We start from the raw sequence: 19,750 nt of genomic DNA, 5'->3' as shown, positions 1-19,750 counted from the left end.
TCTTCACCTCGCGTGCCGCCTGGATCACGCCCTGGGCGACCCAGTCGCAGCGGTTGATGCCTGCGAAGATGTTGACGAGGATCGCCTTGACGTTGCGGTCCGAGAGCACGAGCCGGAAGGCCGTCGCGACCCGGTCCGGCGAAGCGCCGCCGCCCACATCGAGGAAGTTCGCGGGCTCGCCGCCGGCGTGCTTGATCATGTCCATGGTGGCCATGGCCAAGCCGGCGCCGTTGACGATGCAGCCGATCTCGCCCTCGAGGCCGATATAGGAGAGGTTGTGCTCGGCAGCCTGGGCTTCGCGCGGGTCGCCCTGCGAGGGGTCGTGCATGTCGGCGATGTTGCGGCGCCGGAACATGGCGTTGTCGTCGAAGGACATCTTGGCGTCGAGCGCCAGCACTCGATCGTCCTTGGTGACGACGAGAGGGTTGATCTCCAGCATGGTGCCGTCACAATCGCGGAACGCCCGGTAGGCGTTCATGATCGTCTTCACGGCGGCCGAGACCTGCTTGATGTTCAGGCCAAGCTGGAAGGCGATCTCGCGGGCCTGGAACTGCTGCAGGCCGACCGCCGGCTCGACGACCACCTGGATCAGGGCCTCGGGCTCGTTGGCGGCGATCTCCTCGATGTCCATACCGCCGCGCTGAGAGGCGATGACGCGGACCCGCTCGGCCTTCCGGTCGAGGACGTAGCCGAGATAGAGCTCGCGCTCGAACGGGTCGGCGGTCTCGACGTAGATGCGCTGAACCGGCTTGCCCTCGGGACCGGTCTGGATCGTCACCAAACGCTTGCCGAGGAGGTCCTTGGCGGCGTCCCGGACCTCGTTGTAGGTCCGGCACAGCTTGATCCCGCCGGCCTTGCCGCGGGCGCCCGCGTGGATCTGGGCCTTCACCGCCCAAAACGAGCCGCCGAGCTCGGTGGCGGCGTAAACCGCCTGATCGGCACTGAAGGCGACGGCGCCTTTCGGAACGGCGACACCGAAACCGGCAAGCAGCTCCTTGGCCTGGTACTCGTGCACGTCCATGCGCGTTCTCCTCGACGTTTCTTTCCTTGACGGGACTCTCTCGTAAATTTCACTTCACGGAAAGTCCCTGAGCATTTATATTTTTTTACATTGTGTTTCACTCTGCCTTGAAGGCAGCGAAACTGTATTCAGTTTGTACAAGAGCTGCCCCGATGGCGTCGGAAGCAGCTCTTGGATATCAGATCACGCGATTCGACCTCGCGTGATGTCGTCGTCAGGGCGCAGGCTCAGTTCACCTTGGCCTTGACGACCTCGTAGACGGACTCGTTGAGCGGTCCGGCCGAGCCCAACAGGGTCTCGAGTTCGCTCAGACGCGCCTCCGCGAAGGCGCGATCGTCGAGTCCCTTGGCGTTGACGTAGACGTTCAGCGCCGCGCTGCGCAGGCCCGCATGGGCGGAGAGCACCGCCACGCCGGCATCCGAGATGACGTTGAGGTTGCCCTTGTCGGCGACGGTCTGAGCCAGATCGATGACTTTGCGGCAGGCGCGGCAGCAGGCGAGCGGTACGTCGGTGGCGACCTTGAGGGCCGCCTGGATCGTCTCGGCCCGCACGGCCTTCTCGTCGTCCGTGGCTTTGGGCAGGCCGTAGGCCCCCATCACGGCATCGAAGGCCTCGACGTCGTCGGCGATCATGCCGGTGAGCTCGGCGCGGAGGGCCTCGGACTGCCCGAGGATCTCCTTCAGCTCCGCCTCGACCTCGACGTACTTCTTCTTCCCGATGGTGAGGTTGCACACCATGCTGAGGAGGGCGGCGCCCATGGCGCCCGAGATGGCGGCCGCCCCTCCCCCGCCGGGGGTGGGGGCCGAGCTCGCCAGACCGTCGAGGAAGGTCTGGATGGTCTCGTTCGCGGCGTTCTCTTTCGCGGTCATGGCAGTCAGGCCATCTTCTTGGCGAGGGCGTAGATGTTCTCCGCGTCCAGCACCTGCTCGGTGTTGTCGAAGAGCTGGCCCACGCAGGCCCGGTGCAGCTTGAGCTTCAATCCGCCGATGCCGAGCGCGCCGAAGACCTTCTTGCCGTGCCGGTCCTTGCCCTTGTCCATGGCCTCGATGCCGCCGAAGCCCAAGGGCGGCTGGGCGTTGTAATCGGCCACGAACTCGATGCTGGCCTCATCCTTCCAAGCGTCCTCGGGCAGCAGTTCGAGGCCGATGGCGCCGGCCGAGAACACGATGTTCTGGCCCTTGACGATCGCCGCGCGGGAGGCGGCGTCGGGCGTCTCGGCGGCCTTGATGCTCACCTTGAAGCGCTGGTTGATCTGATCCGCCGCAGCCTGCGCCTTGTCGAGGGAGCGTCCGCAGAGCGTCACCTCGGCGCCTTCCTGCGCGAGGAGTGCCGCCGAGCGCATGCCGACCGGGCCGGTGCCGGCCAGGACCACGGCCTTCTTGCCGGTCAGCGACCCGGCCGCCTTCTGAACCAGAGCGACGCCGGCGGCGGCGGTGGTGTTCGAGCCGTTCGAATCGAGCATGATCGAGACGCGGAACGGGCCGAAGAAACGCTTCTTGACCGCCTCGAACACAGCCTCGCCGGCCGCCATGCTGCCGCCGCCCACGAAGATCGCCGTGGACTTCTTCTCGGAGCCACCGCGGGTGTAGATCGTGCCGTCGACCAGGGCCCCGACATTGTCCGGGGTGACGTTGCCGTAGCCGGTGATGTGGTCCGCGCCGCCATCGTAGCCCACGACCACGTCGAACACGCTCGGCACGGTGTCGGTGTCGAATTGGAACAGCAGTTTTTTCATTGTTATGATCCCTGTCGGTCCCGCGCTCGGCGCGGCTGGCGTTTGCTTTTTTTCGCCGATCGGCGGCTCGCCAATTCGGCCGTGTGGAGGAACCCGGCCTCCTCCCTTTTGCAGGGAGGGTCAGGGGTGGGGGTGGTTGGGAGACCCTCCCGCTTCGGAGGCCGGCGGAACCACCCCACCGCTGACTTTCCCTCACGCGGGAGGAGGCCCGCCGAAAATCACACCACGTTCTGCGGCTTGCCGGCGACGTAGGCCTCGACGTTGTCGACAAGCTGGTCGGCCAGGATCTGCATGGCCTCCTTGCTCGCCCAGGCCACGTGCGGCGTGACGATGAGGTTGGGCAGGTCGAGCTCGCAGAGGATGTTGCCGTTCTTCGGGGGCTCGGTCATCACCACGTCGAAGCCGGCGCCGCCGATGGTGCCGGCCTTGAGAGCCTCGGCCAGGGCTTCCTCGTCGACGAGGCCGCCGCGCGCGGTGTTGATGAGGAGCGCGTGCTTCTTCATCTTCGCGAGCTGTTCGCGCCCGATCATGTTGCGGGTCTCGGGCGTCAGCGGCGCGTGCAGCGTGATGACGTCGGATTCGCGCAGGATCGTCTCGAAATCGACGAGGCCCTCCTGGGGGAAGACGTCGTAGGCAATGACCGTCATGCCGAGCGCTTCGGCGCGCTTCGCGATGGATTTGCCCAGCGCCCCGTAGCCGACGATGCCGAGCGTCGAGCCCGCGATGTCGTGGATCGGGTAGTCGAAGTAGCAGAACTGGGTCGACTTCGCCCAATCGCCCCGGCGGACCGAATTCGCGTACGGAACGATCGCCCGGCGCAGGGCGAAAATCAGGCCGATGACGTGCTCCGGCACGGTGTTGAAGGCGTAGCCGCGAATATTGACGACGGTGATGCCCTGCGCCTTGGCGGCTTCCTTGTCGACCACGTCGGTCCCTGTGGCGGCCACCGCGATCAACTTGAGGTCGGGGAGTTGCTTCAGGGTCTCGGCCCGCATCGGGACCTTGTTGATCAGCGCAATCTCGGCGCCCTTCAGGCGCTCGACGATCTCCTCCGGCGTCCAGGTCGACTCGTACTCGACGTACTCGTGCGGAAAGTTGAATTCACGGACCTTGGCGTCCAGGGACTCGCGGTCGAGGAACACGATCTTCTTCGTCATGGAATCCTCTGGCCGATCCGGCCAAGTCACGGATGGAGCAAGGCTCGGTCAGGTTGGTCGGGTGTGCCGGAGCGGGCGAGCCCGCCCCGGCACGTCAGATCGAAAGGTCGACGGCCTCAGGCCTTGGCGAGCGGGTTCTCGCGCAGGTAGCTCGACGCGGCGGCGACGCCGGAGCCGGGCTGCACCTTCACACCGTGGTCGAGCATCGCCATCTCGGCGCCCGCGATGGCGCCCAGCAGCGACAGCTCGTTCATGTCACCGACGTGACCGATGCGGAAGACCTTGCCGGCGACCTGGCTCAGGCCCGCGCCGAGCGCCAGGTTGTAGCGCACGTAGGCGTGCTTGATGATCGCGGCGGCGTCGACGCCCTCCGGCACCAGGATGGCCGTGACCGTGTCGGAGTTCCACTTGGGCTCCTTGGCGCAGGTCTTCAGGCCCCAGGCGGCCACGGCCTGGCGGGTCGCCTCGCCGAGCACGTGGTGGCGGTGGTAGACGTTCTCAAGGCCTTCCTCGTTGAGGCAGGCCAGGGCCTCGCGCAGGCCGTAGAGCAGCGGCAGCGACGGGGTATAGGGGAAGTAACCGGCCGGGTTCTGCTTCTGGTGGTCGGCCCAGTCGAAGTAGACGTGCGCGAGGCGGTCGTTCTGGCCCGACGAGGTGTCGGCGGCCTTGAGGGCCTTCTGGCTCACGCAGATCACACCGAGGCCGGCGGGGAGCATCAGGCCCTTCTGCGAGCCTGCGATGGCACAATCGACCTTCCACTCGTCCATCTTGAAGGGCAGTGAGCCGATCGACGAGACGCCGTCCACGAACAGCAGGGCCGGGTGGCCGGCCGCGTCGATGGCCTTGCGCACAGCGCCGACATCGCTGGTGACGCCGGTGGCGGTCTCGTTATGGACCACCATCACGGCCTTGATCTCGTGGTTCTTGTCGGCGCGGAGGGCCTCGCCGATCCGCTCCGGGTTGGCACCCGTGCCCCACTCCTCGTCCTGCACCACGACCTCAAGGCCGAGGCGCTGGGCCATGTCGATCCAGAGGTGGCTGAACTGGCCGAAGCGGGCGGCCAGCACCTTGTCGCCGCGCGACAGGGTGTTCGACAGGGCGGATTCCCAGATGCCGGTGCCGGAGGCCGGGAACAGGAAGATGGTGCCCTCGGTCGAGCCGTAGACGGCCTTCGTGTCCTGGAACAGCGGCTTGGTCAGGGCGGGGAAGTCCACCGAGCGGTGATCCTCGGACTGGACCATCATCGCGCGCATCACGCGATCCGGGATGTTCGTCGGGCCCGGAACGAACAGGTGGTTCCGGCCGGGACGTCGCGTTGCCGCCATGGTGTTTTCTCCGTTTCTCACGTTGCGCCCGCACGGGTTCACCGTGCGGCGCCAAGGATGCGCCGATGGTTGATGCGGCCCCCGCGGGAGGCCCCGGATCGGTCCGGATGCCCCGCGTGGCCGCTGGTCAGGTGAATCGTGGGACGATCTCGTTCGCGCCGTTCGGTGTTCGGGCGGGGGCCGGACGGAAACCCGCCGACGTCGAAGGATGACCCTCGACGCGCCTGCCCGCGCGCGGCACCGAATACCTCAAGCCACTTCTCCATGGGCCGGGGCGCGCGCTCGACACGCGCTCACCGCTGGGCCGCTTCAGCGTCGTCGTCCCCGGGGACGGCACCCTTAGTTCGCCTCGATGGGCTCCGGTCATGCGTCCTCGGACGCGGCCCGGTGGGGCACCTTGAGGCGGACTATGCCCCCCTTCAGGCCGAAAGGAAAACCCGAAATACTTGATCCCAAATCAAAATTTTTTTCGTGGACGAAGAGCTTACGTCGCGGCGCGGAACGCCGGGCCTGAGCCGAGCCGGCGTCATCAAACTGATACGGGAATCCGGTTTGGCTGCCGGGTATCGGAGGCTGTCCCGGAGGCAAGCGTGGGCGAAGAGACCGAGACGACACGCGTCCGGACACTGTTCCTGTCCGACATGCACCTTGGAACCAAGGGCTGCCAGGCCGACCTGTTGCTCGAATTCCTGCGCGATTACGATGCGGACGAGATTTACCTGGTCGGCGACATCATCGACGGCTGGCAACTCAAGTCCGGGTGGTACTGGCCTCAGAGCCACAACGACGTCGTGCAGAAGCTGATGCGCAAGGTACGCAAGGGCTCGACGCTGGTCTACGTGCCGGGCAACCACGACGAATTCCTGCGCGACTACATCGGCATGACCTTCGGGGGTATCGAGATCGCCGATCAGCGCCTGCACGAGGCCGCCGACGGCAAGCGCTACCTCGTCATCCACGGCGACCAGTTCGACATGGTGGTGCGCCACGCCAAGTGGCTCGCCTATCTGGGCGACGGGGCCTACACCTTCGCGCTCTTCATCAACACCTACGTCAACACCGCGCGCCGCCGCCTCGGCCTCGCCTATTGGTCGCTCTCGGCCTGGGCCAAGCTCAAGGTGAAGAACGCCGTCAACTTCATCGGCAAGTTCGAGGAACTGCTCAGCGCCGAGGCCAAGCGCGTCGGGGCGGACGGGGTCATCTGCGGCCACATCCACCACGCGGCCAACCGGCAGATCGATGGGCTGACCTACCTCAACACCGGCGACTGGGTGGAATCCTGCACCGCCATCGTCGAGCATTACGACGGCACCATGGAGGTGCTGCACTACCCGAGCGTGATGCGCGCCCGCCTGCACGCCCCCATGGTCGAGCGGCCCAGGCCGGACGGCGCCCGGGCCGTCGCGTGAGGCTGCTCATCGCCACGGATGCGTGGGCCCCCCAGGTCAACGGCGTCGTCCGCTCCCTGGAGAACATGGCGGCGGCCGGTCCCGCCTACGGTTTCGAACCGGTCCTCCTGACCCACCGGGATTTCGCCTCCCTGCCCCTGCCGGGTTACCCCGAGATCCGCCTCGCCTATGCCACCAAACGGCACGTGGCCCGCCTGTGGGACACCCTGCGGCCGACGCATGTCCACATCGCCACGGAGGGCACGGTGGGCTACGCGACGCGGCGCTACTGCCTCGCCCATCGCCGGCCCTTCACCACGAGCTATCACACGCGGTTCCCCGAATACGTCTCGGCCCGGGCGCCGGTGCCCGAGGCCTGGAGCTATGCCTGGCTGCGCCGGTTCCACGGGGCCTCGAACGGCACAATGGTGTCCACGCCCTCCCTGGAGCGCGACCTCGCCGGGCGCGGGTTCACCAAGCTCATGCGCTGGACGCGGGGCGTCGACACCGACCTGTTCCGGCCCCGGGCGGCGGGTGAGCCGGAGCCGGCGGCGTTCGCCGGCCTGCCGCGCCCGATCTTCCTCTGCGTCGGCCGGCTCGCCGTGGAGAAGAACCTCGACGCCTTCCTGCGCCTGGATTTGCCCGGCACCAAGGTGGTGATCGGGGACGGCCCGGACCGGGCCCGGCTCGCGGCCATCGACCCCCGGGCGCGCTTCCTCGGGACCCGGACGGGGGCCGACCTCGCCGCCCTCTACCCCGGGGCCGACGCCTTCGTGTTCCCGAGCCTGACCGACACCTTCGGCATCGTGCTGCTGGAGGCCCTGGCCTGCGGTGTGCCGGTGGCCGCCTACCCCGTCACCGGTCCCCTCGACGTGATCGGCGGCACCGGCGCGGGGGTGCTGGGACACGATCTCGGGGCGGCGGCCCGCGCCGCCCTGGCGATACCCCGCGCGCGCTGCCGGGCCGAGGCCCTGCGCTACACCTGGGCCGAGAGCGCGCGCCAGTTCTACGACAACATCGCGCTGGCCCACGGCACCGCCCCCGTGCGTGCACGGGCTCCCGGCGCGGCCCCCCGCAGCGTCGTGGGGATTGGCTGAGGCGTGGACCGTCCGGCGGGACCGGGCTAGGGAGGCGCGCGCCGCCCTGCCCCGGAACCCGCCCGATGCCCCCGTTCGATCCGCACCTGGCGGCGACCTACCCGGCGGTGATCGGCTGCGACGAGGTCGGGCGCGGGGCGCTCTGCGGGCCCGTCGTCGTCGCGGCGGTCTGGTTCGACCCGGCCGCGTTCCCGCCCGACCTGCTCGCCCGCCTCGACGACAGCAAGCGCCTGAAGGCGGCCGAGCGCGCCGCGCTGACGCCGCTGATCCGGGAGCATGCCCGCGTCGCCGTGGCGGCGGGCTCGCGTGCCCTGGTCGACCGGCTCAACGTGCGGGGTGCCACCCTGGACGCGATGCGGCGCGCCGTGCTGGCCCTCGGCCTGGCCGAACCCGTTCGGGTCGATGGGCGCGACCCGGTGCCGGGCCTCGCCCTGCCCTGCCGCGCAGTGATCGGCGGCGACCGTCTGGTGCCGCAGATCGCCGCCGCCTCCATCGTGGCCAAGACCCTGCGCGACGGGCTGATGCACCGGCTCGCCGGGCGCTACCCGGATTACGGCTGGGCCAGCAATGTCGGCTACGGCACGCGCGTGCACCTCGCCGGACTGGCGGAGCGCGGGCGCTCGCCCCATCACCGGCTCAGCTTTACCCGCGCCTACGCTCTCAGAACAGACTCAGCTGATCCGTCGGAACCCTGAACAGGTCGGTGCGCAGGCGCCGGCGCGTCTCGGGGTAGCCGAGGCGCCGCCGGGCGAGGCGCATGCGCTGGGCGATCAGGTCCGCGTAGGCGCCGGTGCCGGTCATGCGGGTGCCGAAGGCCGCGTCGTAGGCTTTCCCGCCCCGGGCCGCCCGGACCAGCGACATGACGTGCGCGCGGCGACCCGGATAGTGCTCGGCGAACCAGTCGTCCACCAGGGCGTCGAGTTCGAGGGGCAGGCGCAAGAGGACGTGGCTCGCCTCCACCGCGCCCTGCGCACGGGCGCGGGCCAGGATTGCCTCGATCTCGTGGTCGTTGAGCGAGGGGATGACCGGCGCCGCGATCACCATCACGGGGATGCCGGCCGCGCTGAGGCGGCCGATGGCGTCGAGCCGCCGTTCGGGATGCGGCGCCCGCGGCTCAAGCCGGCGCGCCAGCGCCGGGTCGAGGGTCGTCACCGAGACCGCCACCTTCACGAGGCCGTCCCGCGCGAGATCGGTGAGGAGGTCGAGGTCGCGCACGACGAGGTTCGACTTCGTTACGATCCCGACCGGGTGGCGGAAGCGCGCCAGGACCTCCAGCACCGCGCGGGTGACGCGATGCTCCCGCTCGATCGGCTGATAGGGATCGGTCGCCGTGCCGAGCGCGATGGTGGCGGGGCTGTAGCCCGGCGCCGACAATTCCCGCGCGAGGAGCGCGCCGGCATTCACTTTCCGGAACAGCTTCGTCTCGAAATCGAGGCCCGGCGAGAGCCCCAAATAGGCGTGGTTCGGCCGGGCAAAGCAGTAGACGCAGCCGTGCTCGCAGCCCCGATAGGGATTGATCGAGCGGTCGAAGGAGATGTCGGGCGAGGTGTTGCGGGTGATGAGCGTGCGGGCTTGCTCCGGCCGCACCTCGGTGCGTAGCGGCGGCGGCGCGTCGTCGCTCGGCCAGCCATCGTCGAAGGATTCCCGCCGGGCCGCCTCGTAGCGCCCGCTCGGATTGGCCGTGGCGCCCCGCCCGCGCCGTCCCCCCGCGGGCGCCGTCGCCGCGGCGAGGCGACGCGCCGGTTCCGGATCGAACGAGGAGGGACGGGTCGCGTCTGGGGGCATCGGCCACGTTCGTTCCGGGAGGGTCCCAGAACATAGCATGAACATAGGGTCGCGGAACTGCGGATATTTCAGGCAGATCGACCGGCGCTCGGCATTTCCACCCGGATGCCGGGGATGCGGCGCCATGCGATGGCTTTGCGCGACGAAAAAATGCGGTATGCGCGCGCATGCTTTCGGCTCTCATCTCAGTGGCCCGGCCCAACGACCCCGATGCCGTCGACCAGCTCGCCGATACCCTCGGCGCGCTGGTGGCGGGCGTCGCGGCGGGGCTCGTGGGCGATGCGGTGATCATCGTGCCCGTGCACAACCCGACGATCGAGTCCGTCGCGGAGGCGACCGGCGCCAAGGTGGTGCTGCGCGGGCGTGGCGCCTCACCCTGGTCGGCGGGCGCCAAGGCCGCGCGACGGGACTGGGTGCTCTGCCTGGAGGCCGGCGACGTTCCGGCCGAGGGCTGGATCCGCCTCCTCGACCGTTTCATCGGCACCGCCCGGTCGGAAGTCTCCCTGGCACGCCTGCGCCGCCCCCATACCGGGCTGCCGGCCCGCATCGCCGCCCGGGGCGAGCGCGTCATCGGCGCGACCGCCCCGCGCCCCGGCGACCTCGTCCGGCGCGAGCGCCTGCTGGCCGGGCCGAAATTCGCCGGGCGCCTCAAGGCCCGCCCGCTCGCGGCGCGCCTCGATCGGGCGTGACGGGCGGAAGCAGTTGGGACGAGCGGTTTCGCGGACACGAAAAACCCGCCCCGGCTGAACCAGGGCGGGCGAACGCTTGAAACGCGACGGGATCACATAATTTTCGGCCGATTGCCTCTCGCCCTCTCCCGAAGGAGAGAGCACCCACGCCGGAACCCGAACGCTTTAGCCGCAAACCCTATCAGTCGCAGCTTTCCTTAGTTACCGTCTTGCGGTCGCCGACGTCGTTTTCCTTGGTCACGGTCTTCGAGGAGCAGCCGTCGCTGGTCTCGCGGCGCTCGACCGTGCGGGTCTCGCTGGCCGGACGGTCGACGACGACGGTCTCCGGCGCCTCGCGACGAATGACGGTTGTCTCGGCCTGTACGGCCGAAGCACCGAACAGCGTGGCCAGGGTCAGGGCGGCTATGATGGGGTTGCGCATGGACATCTCCCTCCAGGAAATCTGGAGCCCCAACGGCGGCCCGCCCGAATCCGTTCCGCGACATCCTGGCTCGACATGCTGAATGCTCCCGCTCGGTGGCGCATCGGCCATCGATAGCCTGTCGGTCCCGGCGGCGACGTCAGGCCAGAGCGGTCGTGATGACGCTGGCCAGCGGGGTCGTCGGTCGCCCGATCAGGGCGCGCAGGGCGTGCCCGTCGTCGAACAGCGCGCCCTGCGCCGCCCCCGTGTCGGAATCCGCGAGCAGGCTCGCCAGTCCGTCGGGAAGGCCGGCGGCGAGGAGAGCTGCCCGGTACTCCGGCGCCGGCAGGTCCTGGTAGCGGATTGGCCGACCCGAGGCCTGCGCTGCCGCTGCGGCGAACGCATCTAAAGTGTAGGCCTCGTCCCCCGCCAGTTCGTAGACGCGCGCCCCCGCCGCCTCGGCGGTGAGCACGGCGGCGGCGGCCTCCGCGTAATCGGCGCGCGCGGCGCTGGCGATCCGCCCCGCGCCGGCACTGCCGAGCATGACTCCGTGCGCGAGGGCCGCCGGCAGGAAGGCGGTGTAGTTCTCGGTGTACCATCCGTTGCGCAGGATCACGGCCGGCACGCCGGATTCCGCCAGGATCGCCTCGGTGGCGCGATGCTCTCCGGCGACCCCCAGGGGCGAGGTGTCCGCGCGTAGTAGGCTCGTATAGGCGATGAGCCCGATACCGGCCCGGCTGGCCGCCGCGATGACGTTGCGGTGCTGGGGCACGCGCTGGCCGACCTCGCTGGAGGAGATCAGCAGCAGGCGGTCGACGCCCTCAAAGGCCTCCGCAAGGGTCTCGGGACGCGCGTAATCGGCGATCCGCACCGTAACGCCCAGGGCACTTAGGTCGTGCGCGGCCTGGGACTCGGCCTTCCTGACACCGGCGACGATCCGGGCTGCCGGCACCCGGCGCAGGAGCTCCGCGACGACGAGGCGCCCGAGCTGGCCGCTCGCGCCGGTGACGAAGACTTTGGGGGGAAGGGTCTGGGACATGTCGCTACGCCTCATGGTTCTCGATCCACACGAGGTCTATAAAAGAGACCGACAGGCCCCGTAAGGCGGCAGGTTTTCGATCCCTGGTTACCTGGAGGGAACCCGCCATGCGCGATGACGCCGACAGCCGGAACAGTCCCGACCTCGCCGAACGCTTCGCGGACTGGCAGGATCTCGGTCTCGATCCGCATCGCTGCCCGGTTCGGGACGTGCTCAGCCACGTCGGCGACAAGTGGACCACGCTGATCGTCGCGGCGCTGGCTGGCGGCCCGCGCCGGTTCGGGGCGATCCACCGGGTGATCCCCGACATCTCGAAGCGGATGCTAATCCAGACGCTGCGCGATCTGGAGCGCGACGGCCTCGCGACGCGACGGGTCTTCCCCACGAGCCCACCCAGCGTCGAGTACAGCCTGACGCCGCTGGGGCGATCGCTCCTCGGTCCGCTCACCGCCCTGGTCGCCTGGGCGGAACGGAACCACGCCGCCATCGACGCGGCCCGGACGCGATTCCGGGCCGAGACCTGAGGGAGGTAGACCTCAGCCCTCGATGCAGGAGAAGTCCGCGACCGCGCGGGTCGCCGCCCGCAGGGCGTTGAGCAGGGCGAGCCGGTTCTGGCGCAGGGCCGGGTCCTCGGCGTTCACCGTCACGCGCTCGAAGAACGCATCGACGGGGGCGCGCAGCGTCGAGAGTGCATGCATGGCGCCGGCGAAGTCCTCGCGTTCGACCGCCGCCGAGGCCGCCGCGCGGGCGGTGACGAGGGCTTCCGACAGGGCGCGCTCCTCGGGCTGCCCCTTGGCGGCCAGGGCCGCATCGGGCGCAGCGTCGTAGGCGCGGCCGTCCTTCTTCTCCTCGATCCGCAGGATGTTGGCCGCGCGCTTGTAGCCGGCGAGCAGGTTCCGGCCGTCATCGGTCTCGAGGAACGTGCCCAGCGCCTCGACCCGGCGGACCACCATCAGAAGATCGTCCTGCCCCGGCAGGGCGAAGACGGCGTCGATGAGGTCGTGGCGCGCACCCTTGTCGCGCAGGTAGACCTTCAGGCGGTCGGCGAAGAAAGCGAGGAGGCTCGCGGCGTCGCCGTCATTCGCCGTGGCATCGCTCGCCGCTTCGTCGTTCACGGCGCCGTAGTTCCGTAAGCCGTCCGCGGCCGCCTGGTAGCCGTCCCGCAGGAGGGACAGCTTGACCGTGTTCTCGATGAGCAGGCGGATCACGCCGAGCGCCGCCCGGCGTAGGGCGTAAGGGTCCTTGCTGCCGGTGGGCTTCTCGTCGATCGACCAGAAGCCCACGAGAGTGTCGAACTTGTCGGCGAGGGCCACCGCGACGGCGACCCGGTCGGTGGGTACTCGGTCGGAAGGGCCGACCGGCTTGTAGTGCTCCTCGAGCGCCGCCGCGACGCTGTCCGGCTCGCCCTGGAGGCCCGCGTATTTGCGCCCCATCAGTCCCTGCAGCTCGGGGAACTCGCCGACCATCTCGGTAACGAGGTCGGCCTTGGCCAGGGTCGCGGCGCGCTCGGCCAGATCCGGGTCGGCGCCAACAAGCGGCGCGAGTTCGCGGGCGAGAGCCGCGATGCGCTGCACGCGCTGCCCTTGCGTGCCGAGCTTCTCGTGGAACACGATCGCGTCGAGCTTCGGCAGGCGGTCCTCCAGGCGGATCGCCTTGTCGGTCTCCCAGAAGAACTTGGCGTCCGACAGGCGCGCCCGCACCACGCGCTCGTTGCCGGCGGTGATGGCCGCGCCGCCGTCGCTGGCGATCAGGTTCGAGGTCAGGATGAAGGCCGGCGCCAGAGTGTCGGTGCCTGCATGGCGCAGCACGAAGCACTTCTGGTTGGCCCGGATGGTGGCGCGGATCGCTTCGGCCGGGATATCCAGGAAGGCGTCGTCGAAGGATCCCAGCAGCACCACCGGCCACTCGACGAGACCGGCGACTTCCTCGAGCAGCCCGTCATCCTCTACGAGTTCGAGGCCGCGCGCGAAGGCCAGATCCCGGGCGTCGTGCAGGATGATGTCTTTGCGCCGCTCCACGTCGAGCACGACTTTTCCGCGCTCCAGGGCCTGGACGTAATCGTCGAAGCGCCGGACCTCGATGGGGTCGGGCGCCAGGAAGCGGTGGCCGTAGGTGGTGGTGCCGGCCGCGACGCCGTCGACCGCGAACGGCACCACGTCCGGCGTCTCGGTCTCCGGGCCGAAGGTGGCGACGATGGATTGCAGCGGGCGCACCCAGCGCAAGGCGCCCGGCTGCGCCGAGGCCGCGCCCCAGCGCATCGACTTCGGCCACGGGAAGCTACGGATGATCTGCGGCAGGATCTCGGCGAGCACCTCGAGGGTCGGGCGGCCGGGCCGCTCGATCACCGCCACGTAGAATTCGCCCTTCTTCGGGTCCGTGACGATGGTGGCCTGGTCGAGGCTCGCCAGTCCCGCGCTCTTCAGGAAGCCCTGGACCGCGCCCTCCGGCGCCCCCACCCGAGGCCCCTTGCGCTCCTCGCGCACGTCCTGGCCCCGCGGCGGCAGGCCGGCCACGTGCAGCGCCAGCCGGCGCGGCGTCGCGAAGGCCTTGGCGCCCTCGTAGAGGAAGCCGCGCTCCACCAGGGCGTCGGTGACGAGCTTCCGCAGATCGTCGGCCGCGCGCCGCTGCATGCGGGCGGGGATCTCTTCGGAGCGCAGTTCGAGGAGGAGGTCGGGCATGGCGGCAGCGTCCGGAGAGGAATGTTCGAGGAGGCGGTGGGCGTTCGGGGCGGGGCCGGTCAGGCCGCCCCACCGCCCGCGGTCCGCAGGTAGGCCGCCCCGCAGGCCTTCGCGAGTTCCCGCACCCGCAGGATGTAGCTCTGGCGCTCGGTCACCGAGATGACGCCCCGGGCGTCGAGCAGATTGAAGACGTGGCTCGCCTTGATGCACTGGTCGTAGGCCGGCTGGGCCATCCGGTGCCGGCCGGTCTCGTCCGCCGGGGCGCCGGCGTCGAGGTAGGTCCGGCAGGCCTTCTCGGCGTCGGTGAACTGGCGGAACAGCATCGCGGAGTCGGCCGCCTCGAAGTTGTGGCGCGAGTATTCCTGCTCGGCCTGGAGGAAGACATCGCCGTAAGAGACGCGATCCGCCCCGGTGCCGCCGTTGAAGTTCAGGTCGTAGACGTTCTCGACGCCCTGGACGTACATCGCCAGGCGCTCCAGGCCATAGGTGAGCTCGCCCGCGACGGGCGCGCACTCGAAGCCCGCGACCTGCTGGAAGTAGGTGAACTGGCTCACCTCCATACCGTCGCACCAGCATTCCCAGCCGAGGCCCCAGGCGCCGAGGGTCGGGCTCTCCCAATCGTCCTCCACGAAGCGGATGTCGTGCAGCGTCAGGTCGACGCCGATGGCGGCGAGGGAGGCGAGATAGAGTTCCTGGAGGTTCGGCGGGTTCGGCTTCAGGATGACCTGGAACTGGTAATAATGCTGCAACCGGTTCGGGTTCTCGCCGTAGCGGCCGTCCTTGGGGCGGCGGGACGGCTGCACGTAGGCGGCCTTCCAGGGCTTGGGGCCGAGCGCCCGCAGGGTGGTGGCCGGGTGGAAGGTGCCGGCGCCGACCTCCATGTCGTAGGGCTGCAGGATTACGCAGCCCTGGGCCGCCCAGAAGCGCTGCAGGGTCAGGATCAGGCCCTGGAACGAGGTCTGGGGCGCGAGATCCACGGCGCTCGCGATCGGGGTGGCGCTCGACATGGTGTCGCTCGACATGGGGCTTCCAGTCCGTGAAGGGGCGGCCAGCGTTTAAGAGGCCGGTTCCGGGTGTCAAGCGAGGCGCGTGCGCCGCACGGCAGATGCACGGTTGGCGATTTCCCCGCGAGGCCGATCGTGACGAGCCCGCCGGCGAAATGGATCGCGGAGCCCGAAGGACGCGGATCCCCACACTCTTGCCCGTCGACAGATGTCGGGCGATCCCTATGCTTGTCGGCATCGCCACCGTTGGTGCCCGAATATGGATGCTTCTCTCAGCTGTCCTTGCGAGCATGCGGTTGTGCGGACGCGAACGCCCGAAGCCCACGCGTCTTCGCGATCGAATAGTCCGCATGACAATACAGACGACCTGTTCGCCCGTGTCCGGACGGGCCGCTCGCGTTCCCCTCCGCAACGGTGAATAACGTATCCAACAATGAGCCGGCAGGACCGTGCCCGCGCTCGATAAATCCACCGGAGACAACGCCCTTGCGTGCTGCCCTGACACGACGTCTCGCCGCGATCCTGCTCGGCTCGCTCACGCTGCCGGGCGCCGCCACTGCGCAGCAGCCCGCAAGCCAACCCGCCGGGACGCCGCCGCCCGTCGAAAAGGGCTCTGCCCTCTACGGTCGTCCGGAGGGCGGCGAGGCTGCCAAGCTCGCGCCCATCGCCGGACCGCCGCTCGCGACGCCGCTGGCGAAGCTGCCCCTCGACAAGCTCAAGGTGCCGGACGGCTTCAAGATCGAGGTCTATGCCAGCGGGCTCGCGAACGGTCGCTCCATGCGCCAGAGCCCCGACGGCACCCTCTTCGTCGGCACGCGCACGGTCGGCAAGGTCTACGCGATTCCCGAGAAGGCCGACGCCGAGGGCAAGCGCACGATCAAGACCATCGCAACCGGCCTCCACCGGCCGAACGGGCTCGCGTTCCACAACGGGTCGCTCTACGTCGCCGAACTGTCCAAGATCTGGCGCTACGACGCCATCGAGACGCATCTCGACGACGTTCCCAAGCCCACCCTCGTCTACGACGACCTCCCCAAGGACGAGGCGCACGGCTGGAAGTTCATCGCCATCGGCCCCGACGACAAGCTCTACGTGCCGGTCGGCTCGCCCGGCAACATCACCATGCCGCCCGACACGCACGCCCAGATCCGGCGCATGGACCTCGACGGGACGAACGTCGAGGTGATCGCCCGGGGCGTCCGCAACACCGTCGGCTTCGATTGGAACCCGGCGACGAAGCAGCTGTGGTTTACCGATAACGGCCGCGACTGGGTGTCCGAGGACATCCCGAACGACGAGCTCAACGTCGTGACCGACCCCGGCAAGCAGCATTTCGGCTTCCCATTCTGTCACCAGGGCACCTTCACGGACCCGGAATACGGCTGGGGCCATTCCTGCGCGGAGTTCACGGCCCCGGCGGCACTCCTCGGTGCCCACACGGCCTCGCTCGGCCTGCGCTTCTACACCGGCGCGATGTTCCCGGCCGAATACCGGAACGCGATGTTCATCGCGCGCCACGGCTCGTGGAACCGCACGACGAAGCTCGGGGGCGACGTGGTGGTGGCCAAGCTCGGCGCCGACGGAAAGGTCGCCTCCGTCGAGCCGTTCCTGACGGGCTTCCTGCAGGACAACAAGTATGCGGGTCGTCCCGTCGACGTGCTCGTCGCCAATGACGGGGCGCTCCTCGTCTCGGATGATTACAACGGTGCGATCTACCGGATCAGCACCACCCAATGAGGCGCGCGCGGAGCCTCGCCCTCCTGATGGCGACTTTCCTCGTCGGGGCCGCGTCAGCCGCCCCGATGGGCGAGCGGCTGGCGCCGTGCCTCGCCTGTCACGGTGAGGGTGGCACCTCACTGACGGAAGGGGTGCCTTCCCTCGGCGCCCAGATGCCGGACTACATCGTCACGCAGTTGTTCCAGTTTCGGGAGGGGCAGCGGCAGGCTCCGCCGATGAACGCGATGGCGGCCGGCCTCTCCGACGACGATCTGCGCAGCTACGCGGACGCGCTCGGAACCCTGCCGCCCCCCGTTCCGAGCGGCGGAGCACCGGATCCCGAACTGGCGACGCGCGCGCAGGCTCTGATCGCGAAGCACCAGTGCAATTCCTGCCACACGGCGGACCTGACCGGTCGCGACAACATTCCGCGCATCCGCGGTCAGCGGGAGGAATACCTGGCCGCGGCTCTCACGGGTTATCGCTCCAACACCCGGCCCGGCTACGACCCGGCGATGAACGAAGCGGCGCAGGGCCTCAAGGACGGCGAGATCCGCGACCTCGCAGCCTACATCGCCCGCCTCTAGGGGCGGATACCCACCCGCGTGGTCGCCCGAAGGGCTGCGGCGGGTGGCGACTTGCCCCACGGCCTGCGCCCCGAAGCGGGCGGTCCGCTTCCGACCGTGATCGACCCGCCCCATGAGCGGCCGTTCGTCGACCGTCCGCCATCATCGGCTTGGCCCGGCGGGCGGGCCCTGCCTGAGAACCGGGCCCGACCCCGGTCCGGCGTCCCGCGCGTGGTCCTGCCTTGCGGGCGCCGCCCGGGGTGGATGTCGGGACCGGCCGGATTCGCTCACGTGCGACCTAAACCTGCCTTCGTACCGCCACGGCGCGCGCTTCGCGGCCCACTGCCCGGCCAGGCCTGCAAGTCCTCGATTGTTTTCGCTGCGTCGATACAATTGAAATATGGCCTATAACAACCTGATAATCGACTGCATCCGTCATCTTGATGTCCATTGCGACTCCATAAAACGATCTCACCATCGATTTATCTTTAGATAAATTTGTTTTATCACAAAAATGCGGATTAGCGATGCATAAATACATATATTTATGCGAATAGAAGACATTTAAAAATATGCATACTGATAAAATAAGCTTTATCGTGTTTTTAGGCCAAGACTTCTGTTGCATGTGTGGTTTTAACACTTTCCGCGTCGCACGCGCCGCGATACGCCCGTCTTAACGATCATCGGCATCTCGGCCGGCACGGAGAAGCAGGGCACGACCATGACCACCACGCGCGTGTCGACGGCCACCGATGGAACGCAGGGCGTCGCCGACAGCCAAACTGCAATCGCTGGACTCCAGGTCTCGGCCGACGGACGCTACGTCGTCTTCCAGAGCCTCGCCACCAACCTCGTGGCCGGCGACACGAACGCTGAGCAGGACGTCTTCGTCAAGGACACGCTCACTGGCACGGTCACCCGGGTCTCCACCGACAGCACGGGCGCGCAGGGCGTAGGCGGCGCCAGCACCAACGCCTCGATCTCGGCCGACGGGCGCTACGTCGCCTTCGCGAGCAGCGCCACCAACCTCGTGGCCGGCGACATCAACTCGCGTCAGGACATCTTCCTCAAGGATCTGCGCACTGGCACCACCACCCTGGTCTCCACCGACAGCACGGGCGCGCTGGCCAACAACGCCAGCGCCATCGCCGCGATCTCGGCCGATGGCACCCGCGTTGCCTTCCAGAGCACCGCCAGCAACCTTGTCGATGGCGACACCAACGGCACCACCGATGTCTTCGTCAAGGACCTGGGCACCGGCACCACCACCCGCGTCTCCACCGACAGCGCGGGCGCGCAGGGCCGCGGTCCCAGCACCGCCGCCTCGATCTCGGCCGACGGCACTCGCGTCGCCTTCGTGAGCACCTCCAACAACCTCGTGACCGGCGACACCAATGGTCTGCAGGACATCTTCGTCAAGGATCTTGGCACCGGCACCACCACCCGCGTCTCCACGGACAGCACCGGCGCACAAAGCACCGGCGGCGGCAGCCTCGCCCCCTCGATCTCAGCCGACGGCACCCGCGTCGCCTTCCAGAGCCTCGCCACCAACCTCGTCACCGGCGACACGAACGGCGCCACGGACGTCTTCGTCAAGGACCTGAGCACCGGCGCCATCACCCGGGTCTCCACCGACAGCACGGGGGCGCAAGCCGCCGCCGGCGGCGGCAGCACCGGCGCCTCGATCTCGGCCGACGGCACCCGCGTCGCCTTCCAGAGCACCGCCACCAACCTCGTGGCCAGCGACACGAACGGTCAGCAGGACATCTTCGTCAAGGATCTGGGCACCGGCAGCACCACCCGCGTCTCCACCGACAGCGCGGGGGCACAGGCCACCGGCGGCAGCAGCACCGGCGCCTCGATCTCGGGCGACGGCACCCGCGTCGCCTTCCAAAGCGGCGCCCCCGACCTCGTGGCCGGCGACACGAACGGCGCCATCGACGTCTTCCTGGTCGACGTGGCCTGCTACGTCACCGGCACGCGGATCCGCACGGAGCACGGCGAGGTCGCGGTCGAGAACCTGCGCGTGGGCGATCGCGTGCTCACCGCCGCCGGCCAGCACCGGCCGATCCGCTGGATCGGCAGCCGCGCCATGGCACCCCGCCGCCATCCCCGGCCCGGCCAGGCTCAGCCCGTGCGCATCCGCG

The 19,750-nt window shown here is 68.9% G+C and carries 18 protein-coding genes; 8 read left to right on the top strand and 10 right to left on the bottom strand.

What is annotated here, in order from left to right:
- The 5 genes from MFF30_RS24590 to MFF30_RS24570 form a co-directional block, all read right to left on the bottom strand.
- On the bottom strand, positions 1–1,021 hold a 1,021-nt coding region (locus MFF30_RS24590; RefSeq protein WP_238282828.1), incomplete at its 3' end, for a malate--CoA ligase subunit beta.
- Between the two features lie 227 nt (positions 1,022–1,248).
- Complete coding sequence (fchA, locus tag MFF30_RS24585; RefSeq protein WP_238282827.1) at positions 1,249–1,890, bottom strand: methenyltetrahydrofolate cyclohydrolase; 642 nt, start codon at positions 1,888–1,890, stop codon at positions 1,249–1,251.
- Between the two features lie 5 nt (positions 1,891–1,895).
- On the bottom strand, positions 1,896–2,756 hold the full coding sequence (locus MFF30_RS24580; RefSeq protein WP_238282826.1) for an NADP-dependent methylenetetrahydromethanopterin/methylenetetrahydrofolate dehydrogenase: 861 nt from the start codon (positions 2,754–2,756) through the stop codon (positions 1,896–1,898).
- 218 nt (positions 2,757–2,974) lie between these two features.
- Complete coding sequence (locus MFF30_RS24575; protein ID WP_238282825.1) at positions 2,975–3,913, bottom strand: D-2-hydroxyacid dehydrogenase; 939 nt, start codon at positions 3,911–3,913, stop codon at positions 2,975–2,977.
- 116 nt (positions 3,914–4,029) lie between these two features.
- Positions 4,030–5,238, bottom strand: a complete 1,209-nt coding sequence (locus MFF30_RS24570; protein WP_238282824.1) for an aminotransferase class V-fold PLP-dependent enzyme — start codon at positions 5,236–5,238, stop codon at positions 4,030–4,032.
- 590 nt (positions 5,239–5,828) lie between these two features.
- Between MFF30_RS24570 and MFF30_RS24565 the strand changes: the two genes are divergently transcribed.
- From MFF30_RS24565 to rnhB, 3 genes are all read left to right on the top strand, one after another.
- The gene (locus MFF30_RS24565) at positions 5,829–6,647 is read left to right on the top strand and encodes a UDP-2,3-diacylglucosamine diphosphatase (protein ID WP_238282823.1); all 819 of its coding nucleotides are present in this window, start codon (positions 5,829–5,831) and stop codon (positions 6,645–6,647) included.
- Complete coding sequence (locus tag MFF30_RS24560) at positions 6,644–7,723, top strand: glycosyltransferase family 4 protein (protein WP_238282822.1); 1,080 nt, start codon at positions 6,644–6,646, stop codon at positions 7,721–7,723. The genes MFF30_RS24565 and MFF30_RS24560 overlap by 4 nt, the downstream gene beginning before the upstream one ends.
- 65 nt (positions 7,724–7,788) lie before the next feature.
- Positions 7,789–8,418, top strand: coding sequence for a ribonuclease HII (gene rnhB / locus MFF30_RS24555; protein WP_238282821.1), 630 nt, complete (start codon positions 7,789–7,791; stop codon positions 8,416–8,418).
- On the opposite strand, the gene MFF30_RS24550 is transcribed toward rnhB, so the two are convergent.
- Positions 8,384–9,508, bottom strand: a complete 1,125-nt coding sequence (locus MFF30_RS24550) for a PA0069 family radical SAM protein (RefSeq protein ID WP_238282820.1) — start codon at positions 9,506–9,508, stop codon at positions 8,384–8,386. The genes rnhB and MFF30_RS24550 overlap by 35 nt on opposite strands.
- Before the next feature lie 167 nt (positions 9,509–9,675).
- Here MFF30_RS24550 and MFF30_RS24545 point away from each other — a divergent pair, with 167 nt between their 5' ends.
- Complete coding sequence (locus MFF30_RS24545; RefSeq protein WP_238282818.1) at positions 9,676–10,197, top strand: glycosyltransferase family protein; 522 nt, start codon at positions 9,676–9,678, stop codon at positions 10,195–10,197.
- 181 nt (positions 10,198–10,378) lie between these two features.
- On the opposite strand, the gene MFF30_RS24540 is transcribed toward MFF30_RS24545, so the two are convergent.
- Together MFF30_RS24540 and MFF30_RS24535 are read right to left on the bottom strand one after the other, a co-directional pair.
- Positions 10,379–10,618, bottom strand: coding sequence for a hypothetical protein (locus MFF30_RS24540; RefSeq protein WP_238282816.1), 240 nt, complete (start codon positions 10,616–10,618; stop codon positions 10,379–10,381).
- Between the two features lie 139 nt (positions 10,619–10,757).
- The gene (locus MFF30_RS24535) at positions 10,758–11,636 is read right to left on the bottom strand and encodes an SDR family oxidoreductase (protein ID WP_238282814.1); all 879 of its coding nucleotides are present in this window, start codon (positions 11,634–11,636) and stop codon (positions 10,758–10,760) included.
- 107 nt (positions 11,637–11,743) lie between these two features.
- On the opposite strand from MFF30_RS24535, the gene MFF30_RS24530 reads away from it, so the two are divergent.
- Entirely contained in the window at positions 11,744–12,160 is a 417-nt protein-coding gene (locus tag MFF30_RS24530) for a winged helix-turn-helix transcriptional regulator (protein ID WP_238282812.1), read from the top strand.
- 12 nt (positions 12,161–12,172) lie between these two features.
- Here the strand turns inward: MFF30_RS24530 and glyS are convergent, their stop codons facing one another.
- Both glyS and MFF30_RS24520 read right to left on the bottom strand, forming a co-directional pair.
- Positions 12,173–14,314, bottom strand: a complete 2,142-nt coding sequence (gene glyS / locus MFF30_RS24525; RefSeq protein WP_238282809.1) for a glycine--tRNA ligase subunit beta — start codon at positions 14,312–14,314, stop codon at positions 12,173–12,175.
- 59 nt (positions 14,315–14,373) lie between these two features.
- Positions 14,374–15,321, bottom strand: coding sequence for a glycine--tRNA ligase subunit alpha (locus tag MFF30_RS24520; protein ID WP_238282830.1), 948 nt, complete (start codon positions 15,319–15,321; stop codon positions 14,374–14,376).
- 537 nt (positions 15,322–15,858) lie between these two features.
- On the opposite strand from MFF30_RS24520, the gene MFF30_RS24515 reads away from it, so the two are divergent.
- The 3 genes from MFF30_RS24515 to MFF30_RS26040 form a co-directional block, all read left to right on the top strand.
- Positions 15,859–17,055, top strand: a complete 1,197-nt coding sequence (locus tag MFF30_RS24515) for a PQQ-dependent sugar dehydrogenase (RefSeq protein ID WP_373321006.1) — start codon at positions 15,859–15,861, stop codon at positions 17,053–17,055.
- Entirely contained in the window at positions 17,052–17,621 is a 570-nt protein-coding gene (locus tag MFF30_RS24510; protein ID WP_238282805.1) for a c-type cytochrome, read from the top strand. Before MFF30_RS24515 ends, MFF30_RS24510 begins: the two co-directional genes overlap by 4 nt.
- A 703-nt stretch (positions 17,622–18,324) precedes the next feature.
- Positions 18,325–19,750: Hint domain-containing protein (locus tag MFF30_RS26040; protein ID WP_283205936.1), on the top strand; the 1,426-nt coding region annotated here is incomplete at its 3' end.

Source organism: Methylobacterium goesingense, from assembly GCF_022179225.1.
GTDB classification, from domain to species: domain Bacteria; phylum Pseudomonadota; class Alphaproteobacteria; order Rhizobiales; family Beijerinckiaceae; genus Methylobacterium; species Methylobacterium goesingense.
This window is presented reverse-complemented; position numbering and strand designations above follow the sequence as displayed.